This is a genomic window from Dietzia sp. Cai40 (assembly GCF_014145165.1).
GTDB lineage: Bacteria > Actinomycetota > Actinomycetes > Mycobacteriales > Mycobacteriaceae > Dietzia > Dietzia natronolimnaea.
Genome location: NZ_JAALEB010000379.1, coordinates 1 through 7,646, shown reverse-complemented (window position 1 = coordinate 7,646; position 7,646 = coordinate 1). Strand labels below are relative to the sequence as shown.

The 7,646-nt window shown below is 67.5% G+C and carries 7 protein-coding genes; all 7 read right to left on the bottom strand.

Annotation, left to right across the window (positions count from 1 at the left end; genetic code table 11):
• Positions 1-61 precede the first annotated feature (61 nt).
• The gene (locus G6022_RS13890; RefSeq protein WP_179524136.1) at positions 62-1,345 is read right to left on the bottom strand and encodes an ABC transporter substrate-binding protein; all 1,284 of its coding nucleotides are present in this window, start codon (positions 1,343-1,345) and stop codon (positions 62-64) included.
• A 31-nt stretch (positions 1,346-1,376) separates the two neighbouring features.
• Entirely contained in the window at positions 1,377-2,603 is a 1,227-nt protein-coding gene (locus G6022_RS13885; protein ID WP_179524135.1) for a branched-chain amino acid ABC transporter permease, read from the bottom strand.
• Positions 2,600-3,487 (bottom strand): branched-chain amino acid ABC transporter permease, encoded by an 888-nt coding sequence (locus G6022_RS13880; protein WP_179524134.1) that lies wholly within the window; start codon positions 3,485-3,487, stop codon positions 2,600-2,602. Before G6022_RS13880 ends, G6022_RS13885 begins: the two co-directional genes overlap by 4 nt.
• Positions 3,484-5,319, bottom strand: coding sequence for an AMP-binding protein (locus G6022_RS13875; RefSeq protein WP_182638971.1), 1,836 nt, complete (start codon positions 5,317-5,319; stop codon positions 3,484-3,486). Before G6022_RS13875 ends, G6022_RS13880 begins: the two co-directional genes overlap by 4 nt.
• Positions 5,319-6,131, bottom strand: a complete 813-nt coding sequence (locus G6022_RS13870) for an ABC transporter ATP-binding protein (protein WP_182638973.1) — start codon at positions 6,129-6,131, stop codon at positions 5,319-5,321. Before G6022_RS13870 ends, G6022_RS13875 begins: the two co-directional genes overlap by 1 nt.
• Complete coding sequence (locus G6022_RS13865) at positions 6,128-6,916, bottom strand: ATP-binding cassette domain-containing protein (protein WP_182616019.1); 789 nt, start codon at positions 6,914-6,916, stop codon at positions 6,128-6,130. The genes G6022_RS13870 and G6022_RS13865 overlap by 4 nt, the downstream gene beginning before the upstream one ends.
• Before the next feature lie 312 nt (positions 6,917-7,228).
• The coding region (locus tag G6022_RS13860) for a precorrin-6A/cobalt-precorrin-6A reductase (protein WP_182691801.1) at positions 7,229-7,646 on the bottom strand (418 nt) is incomplete at its 5' end.

The window sequence follows — 7,646 nt, the reverse complement described above, 5'->3', positions numbered from 1 at the left end:
CCGCCCGTCGACAGTGGTCGACGGGCGGCCGGTATCCGCTGAGAGGATCACCTCAGGGCGGTCACATCAGGTAGCACGCCTCCGTGTACTCGAAGTCGGCCGCCGTGGGTCCCTCGTACCACTCCTCCTCCAGGACGAGGCCCGTGGGACTGCCCGGCTCGATCCGGTTGATGATGCTCGAGCGGGACGCGTTCTCGTTGACGTCTCCCGAGTAGTCCCCGGCTCCCTCCGCGAACATCCCACCGGTGTCGACCCCCGTCAGCGAGTCGACCGACTCGTAGAGACCGCTTCGGGTGAGCTCATCGTTCTCGACCGCTTGCTCCAGGAGTCCGTGGATGACCGACGAGGCACCCCAACCCAGGACGAACCAGTCATCGGGCTCGGTCCCCATGGATTCGGCGACCTCCCGCATCTCGATGTGGCCTTCCGAGTCGTGGCCCCACGGAGCCACCGCTCCGGCGTGCAGGTAGCGCGCCTCGAGTGCCGGCGCGGCCTGGCTTCCCATCAGACCGGCGCTCCACGTGGGAGTGGAACCGATGAACTGGCCCTCGAACCCCTGCGCGACGGTGGCACCCACGATGGCGCCGGTCTCGATCGCACTGGTGGAGAGGACCACGACGTCCGGTTGATCGGCCAGGATCCGCTGGATCACCGCGGTCTGCTCGTCGGTCCCGCCGGGGGCCGTGGTGTACCGGGTGAACTCGACACCGCGTTCCTCGGCGGCGATCTCCGCGCCCTTGGCGGCGTCGTCACCGTAGTCACCGGGGAAGTGCACCGCGCCGACACTCGTCGCGTCGAAGTTGTCGACGGCGTAGTCCACCATGTTCATGGCCTCGGCACAGTAGCTGGTGCCGAACTCCATGACGCCCTCCTCGAACAGCCAGTTCGACCCCAGGGATGCGGGGACCGTGACGATGTTCTGCTGCCGGGTGTCGTCGAGGATGCCGTTGGTGTGGGCGGTGCCCATCGAGTGGGCCAACATCAGGACCTGGTCCCTGATCTCCCGGTACTCCTGGGAGTGGGTGGTCTCGTTGTAGGCGTTGTCCCGGACGTGGGTCACCATGTCGACCTCGTAGTCGCCGATGCCGCCGTTCTCGTTGACGTTCTGCCAGTAGGCCTGGGAGCCCTCGATCATCGGGGCGCCGATCGGTGAGAACGGTCCCGTCAGGTCGGTGATCGCTCCCAGGTAGATGCAGCCCTTCGAGTCATCGATCGCCTGTGGGCACGGTTCCTCGGTGACGCCGGCGACCTCGGTGTCTCCGCCGTCGTCGCGGCCACAGCCCGCCAGGACCAGGGCGATCGCCGACAGGCCGGCCACCCCGCTGCGTAGTGTCTTCGACTTCATGGTGTTCTCCTCAGGTGTTCAGTGGGTGGGTTCAGTAGGTGAACGGGAAGCTCTTCCAATACATCCGCATTCGCAGCCACACGCCGTACAGACCGCGCGGTTCGAACAACAGGAACGCCACGATGAGGCCGCCGTACAGAATCGCCTCGACCTCGAAGATGTTGGGGCTGGCGTTGGGTGCAGTGGAGATGAACGGGAACAGGTGGGCGACCTCCGCCGAGATCCGGGGAAGTGACGCGATCAGCAGGGCGCCCATGATCGACCCGGAGATGGTCGCGGCCCCGCCGATGAAGACGATGGCGACGAACTGGATCGACATGATCAGTCCGAACTGCTCCGGCCCGAAGTGTCGGTTCGCGACGAACAGCAGTGACCCGCACACGCCGGCGTAGAACGACGAGACCGTGAACGCGATGAGCTTGTAGCGCGCCAGGTCGACGCCCATGACACCTGCCGCGATGTCGCGATCGCGGATCGCCCCGAAGGCGCGCCCGATCCGCGAGCGGGCGATGTTCCGGGCCGCGAGCGCCCCGATCAGGAGGAGTGCGAGGAAGAACCAGTACAGCTTCTGGTCCGAGGTGAACGCACTGTCCAGGGTGAGGTCGTTGCCGAACACGACGGGGCGCGGTGCTTCGCGACCGACTCCCGGCCCCCCGGTGACACTCGACCACTCGGTGAAGATGTAGGTGCCGAGGAACACGAGGCCCAGCGTCACCACCGCGAGATACAGACCCCGCAGCCTGGTGGCCAAGGGGGCGACGACCACCCCGCAGAGCGCCGCCATCGCACCCGCGGCGATGATCCACACCGGGACGAAGGTGATGCCCAGGCCCAGTGCGCGCCCTTCGGGATCGCCGGCCACCACCGATGCGGTGTACGCCCCGACCCCGACGAAGAACGCGTGGCCGAGGGAGATCTGACCTGCGTAGCCGGTGATCAGGTTGAGCCCGATACCGCCGATGGCCAGAACGAGTCCCAGGCCGAGGATCCGCAACAGGTCGTCGCTGACGTTGAACGGCAGGAGTACCGCGATTCCGATGAGTATCGCGGCGCCGACCGCCTTGGCGCGCGTGTTGAACAGCGCCTGTTCCTGCCGGTAACTGGAGTACAGCTCCGGCCGACCGCGGGGCCGTCCGAAGAAACCGGTCCGACCTCCGGCCCCCGACTGCGACGTCGGGGATCCCGATGCGGACCCGGCCGACCCGCGGGACCCGCTCGAGGTATCGGATGGGTCCGCTGAAGATACGAGATGGCTCATACCCGTTCCACCTCCTTGGTGCCGAACAGTCCGTGTGGCCTGACGAGAAGCACCGCCAGCATGATGATCCAGGGCATCAGCGGTCCGAGATTGGTGGTGAGTTCCGGGAACCACTGGTTGTGATAGGTCGACACGACGGCCTGGGCGATACCGATGGTCAGGCCGCCGATGATCGCGCCACCTATCGAGTCGAACCCGCCGATGACGATCGCGGGCAGTGCGATGAGTCCCACCAACCACAGGGTGTTGCCGATAGGACCGCCGGTCGCGGCGAAGATCCCCGCGATCGCGGCCAGCGCACCGGCCATCGCCCACGACAGCGCGAAGATCAGGCTGGCGCTCACCCCCTGGGCCATCGCGGCCTCCTGGTCGGAGGCGACCGCCCGCATCGCCAGGCCGACCGAGGAATACCGGAAGAACAGCAGGAGGGCGATGACGATCACCGTGGCGGTGACGAACGCCGCCACGTGCCTGTGTTGGACGACGACCCCGGCGATCACCGAGACGTCGGTTCCCCACGGGTCCCCGACCGACCGCGGTTGAGAACCCAGGAACATGCCGGCGATCGTGCGGAGGACGATATCCAGTCCCACGGTGATGATCGCGATGATGAACACCGCCTTGCCGATCATCGGTCGGATCGCCGTCCGTTCGACCAGCAGAGCCACGACGCCGATGGCGACCACCCCGAGGATCGCTCCGACGTAGAAGCCCATCACCGGAGCGAGGAAGCTGACGATGATCGCACCGGACATGAGGAACGCGGGCTGCGCGAAGCTGATAACGCCGGTGGCCTTGAAGATCATGACGAAGCCGATCGCGACGAGTGCGTAGATGGCACCCGAGCCCAGACCGACGCTCAGGGCACTGAGGAACTGGGTCATCGTGCCCCCTCGTACAGCTCGTCGACGAGGTCCGCGAACATCCCCGTCACCGCCGAGCGCTTGACCTTCTGGGTCGCGGTCAGCTCGCCCTCGTCGTGATCGAGTTCCTTGGGCAGCAGTGCGAACGCCTTGACCTGCTCCACGGCGTTGAACCTCTCGTTGGCGGTGTCGACGACCCCCTGCACCAGCTCGCGGACCTCGGGTTTCTCCGTCAGGTCGCGGTAGGTGGTGTAGGCGATCCGTTTGCGGGTGGCCCAGTCGCCGACAGTGTCGAGCTCGATCCCGATGAGCGCGGTGAGGAACCTGCGGCCGTCGCCGATCACGAGGGCCTCCTTGATGTAGGGGGACACCTTGAGGGCGTTCTCGACCTCCGACGGGGACACGTTCTTGCCGCCGGCGGTGATGATGATGTCCTTCATCCGGTCGGTGATCGTGACGTGGGTCCCGTCGACCCATTCGCCCACGTCCCCGGTGTGGAGCCAGCCCTCGGCGTCGATGGTCTCGGCCGTCTTCTCCGGGTTGCGCCAGTACCCGGCGAACACCGCCGGGCTCCGGACCAGGATCTCGCCCGTGGTCTCGTCGATCTTCAGCTCGGTGCCCTCGTGGGGCTCACCCACGGTTCCGAGCTTCACCCGTCCGGGCTTGTTGGTGGTGGCGATCGCCGAGTTCTCGGTCATCCCGTAGAGCTCGTGCATCGGTACACCGATCCCCATGAAGAACTTGAGCACCTCCGGGGCGATCGGCGCAGCTCCGGAGACCGCGTAGCGCGCGTACCGCAATCCCGTCCGGACCCGCAGCGCCCGGTACATGCAGATCCACCCCAGCACGTACCACGTGCGGCTGGCCGGGGTGTGCCGGCCGCCGTTCGAGACCAGGGCATCGCCGATCCGCTCGGCCCGCGCCAGCCAGAAGCCCGACCACTTCCGCTTGAGCCAGGTGGCGTCCTCCAGACGAATCTGGGCCGAGGCCAGGAGTTTCTCCCAGATCCGCGGAACACCCATCACCAGGGTGGGCTGCACCTCCTGGAGGTTCTGGGGGACGGTGTCGATGGACTCGGCAAACGTCACCTGGAGCCGGCTCGCGCAGCTCATCCAGGTGGTGAAGAAGCGCTCGGCGACGTGCGAGAGCGGGAGGTAGGTGAGCACGTAGTCGGACGGTCCCGGCGGCGGATCGGACGTCCCCCCGCGGGTCATGACGGTGTCGATCGCGAACTCGACGTTGGACGTGGTGAGCATGGCTCCCTTGGGCGGGCCGGTCGATCCCGAGGTGTAGACGAGGGTGATCAGGTCGTCGGGCTGTGCCTGCTCCATCCGCCGGTTCACCGCCCCGTCGTCCCTCTGACGGTGCTCGCGACCGAGTGCAAGGAAGTCGTCCCAGTAGATGAGGCGCTCGTCGTCGTAGTGTCCCCGGATCCCGCGCGGCTCCAGGTACACGATGTGCGCGAGGTCGGGGCACTGGTCGGAGACCGCCAGCGCCTTGTCCACCTGCTCCTGGTCCTCGGCCACCAGCAGCTTCACCTGGCTGTTCTCCAGCAGGTACCCGACCTCGGCGGCCGGGTTGGTCGGATAGACGCCCACACTGACGCCCCGGACGGCCACTGTCGCGATGTCGCAGATCAGCCACTCGGGGCGGTTCTCGCTGTGGATCGCGACGCGGTCCTGGGTGTCGATCCCGAGCGCGATCAGCGCGTGCGCGACGTCCTGGATCTGGTCCCAGTACTGCGCCCAGGTGGTCGGCTGCCAGACACCCCGGGACTTCCTGCGCAGTGCCACGTCCCCGGGGTGGGCGGCGGCGTTGTCCCGGACCCGAGTGGCCAGAGTGGTGGTGCTCATCAGCTCCCCCCTCCGGACGCGGGCGCCGCGGCCTGGCCGCCCAGATAGGCCTCCACCACCGCCGGGTGGCTCTGGACCTCCGCAGGGGTGCCGAGGGCCAGCGGGGCGCCGAAGTCGATGGCCAGCACGCGGTCCGCGATGTCCATCACCAGGCTCATGTCGTGCTCGACGAGGATCATGGGGGTCTTGAACTCCTGTCGGATCGAGAGCAGGAAGCGCGCGGTGTCCTCGGTCTCCTCGAGGTTCATCCCGGCCACGGGTTCGTCCAGCAGGAGGATCTCCGGCTCCATCGCCAGTGCCCGCCCGAGCTCGATGCGCTTCTGGATGCCGTAGGGCAGCAGGCCCACCGGGAGCTTGCGCCACGCCTGCAGCTCCAGCAGGTCGATGATCTCCTCGACCGCGGCGCGGTTCAGTTCCTCCTGGCGTCTGGCCGGCCCCACCCAGGCGATCGCCGCGAGCGTGCCGTAGCGGAACTTCACGTGCCGGCCCAGCATGAGGTTGTCGACCAACGTCAGGTTGGCGAACAACTCGACGTTCTGGAACGTCCGGGCGACCCCCAGGCGGGCGATCTTGTGCGGACGCATCCCCAGGAGCTGTTGTCCCCTGAGCTTCACCGACCCCTGCTGCGGCCGGTACACGCCCGAGAGGACGTTGAAGATGCTGGTCTTCCCGGCGCCGTTGGGGCCGATGATCGCGAAGAGCTCGTCCGGGTTGACGGTGAAGTCGACGCCGTCGATCGCCTTGAGGTTCCCGAAGGCCAGGCTCACCTGCGAGAACTCGACGACCGGGGTGGAGGTGGACGGGTTCGTCATGACGCCCACCTCTTGCGCCGCCGGTACTGTTTGACGTCGCGATAGGACTTCGTCTCGTCGGAGTCCGAGCGCGCGCCCAAGTAGAACTCGCGGATGTCGTCGTTGTCGAGCAGGTCCGCCGCGGGCCCGTCCATGACCACGCGGCCGGTCTCCACCACGTACCCGTGTCGGGCGATCGACAGCGCCATCGCCGCGTTCTGCTCGACCAGCAGCACCCCGGTCCCCTGCGAGTTGATCTCCACGATGATGTCCCGGATCTGCTCCACCATCTTGGGCGCCAGGCCCAGGCTCGGCTCGTCCAGCAGGAGGTATCGCGGTGCGGACATGAGCGCCCGGCCGATCGCCAGCATCTGCTGCTCGCCGCCGGACAGGTAGCCGGCGACTCGCGACCTGCGCTCGTGGAGGACGGGGAAGAGCCCGTAGACGCGATCGAGGCCCTCGCGGAGGTGGCGGCGCGTGACGTGCGCGCCGATGCGCAGGTTCTCCTCGACCGAGAACTCCTTGAAGATCCGTCGCCCCTCGAGGACGTGCTTGACGCCGTGTCGCGCGATCGCGGGTGCGCTCAGCGAACCGATGTCCTCCCCGTCGAGGGTGACCGACCCCTTGGTGATGGCCCCGTTGTGGACATCGAGTAGTCCGGAGAGGCTGCGCAGCAGCGTCGACTTGCCGGCTCCGTTCGCGCCCAGCAGCGCGACGATGTGGCCGTCCGGCACGTCGAAACTCGCACCTCTGATGACGAGCATCGCGTCGTCGTAGACGACTTCGAGATTACGAACTGATAACACTCGGCCTCCTGGTGTGATGGAGACCACACTATTCTCAGGTGTCCGAACATTTCTGTGTTTAGGCCGATTTCTCTGATCATGTTCTCGGCGGCGCCGGGCTGGGCGAAGTCCCTGCGGGTGGCGCCGGAGTCGTGATATGTGAGGCCAGTCCACCGTCCTCGACCTGATTGACCTGCGACGATGCAGACCCGCGCGAGATCGGGTCCGGCGAGGACGGACGCGGCCAGGCGAGGCGTCGATCGTCTCTACACGTGTGTTAACCCCGTCATCGGACCCTGTGGATCGGCCCGGAACCCGGCGTCCGGAGCCTCCTCAGGCCAGGGTCCCGACCCGGTCGACGGCGGACACCGCGTCGGCCACCACCTCTACACCCGGAGCGGCCCCCGGGCGGCGCACCACGACCACCGGCACCCCGAGTTCGGCGGCCACCGCCATCTTCGGCCAGGTGTGCACGCCTCCCGAGTCCTTGGTCACCAGCACGTCCGCCCGGTGCGCGGTGAACAGCGCCCGCTCGCCCTCGGCCGAGTAGGGACCACGGTCGAGCAGGAGCCGCCACCGGGCGGGGATCGTCCCCTCGGGCGGGTCGACCACCCTCACCAGCGCCTCGCGGGTGGCGAGCGGACCGACGAACCTCGCCAGTGACTGTCGGCCGACGGTGAGGAACGGGCGGCCCCCGAGGTCCGCGGCGGCCGCCGCCGCCTCGTCGTGCCCCGACACCCAGTGCCACCGG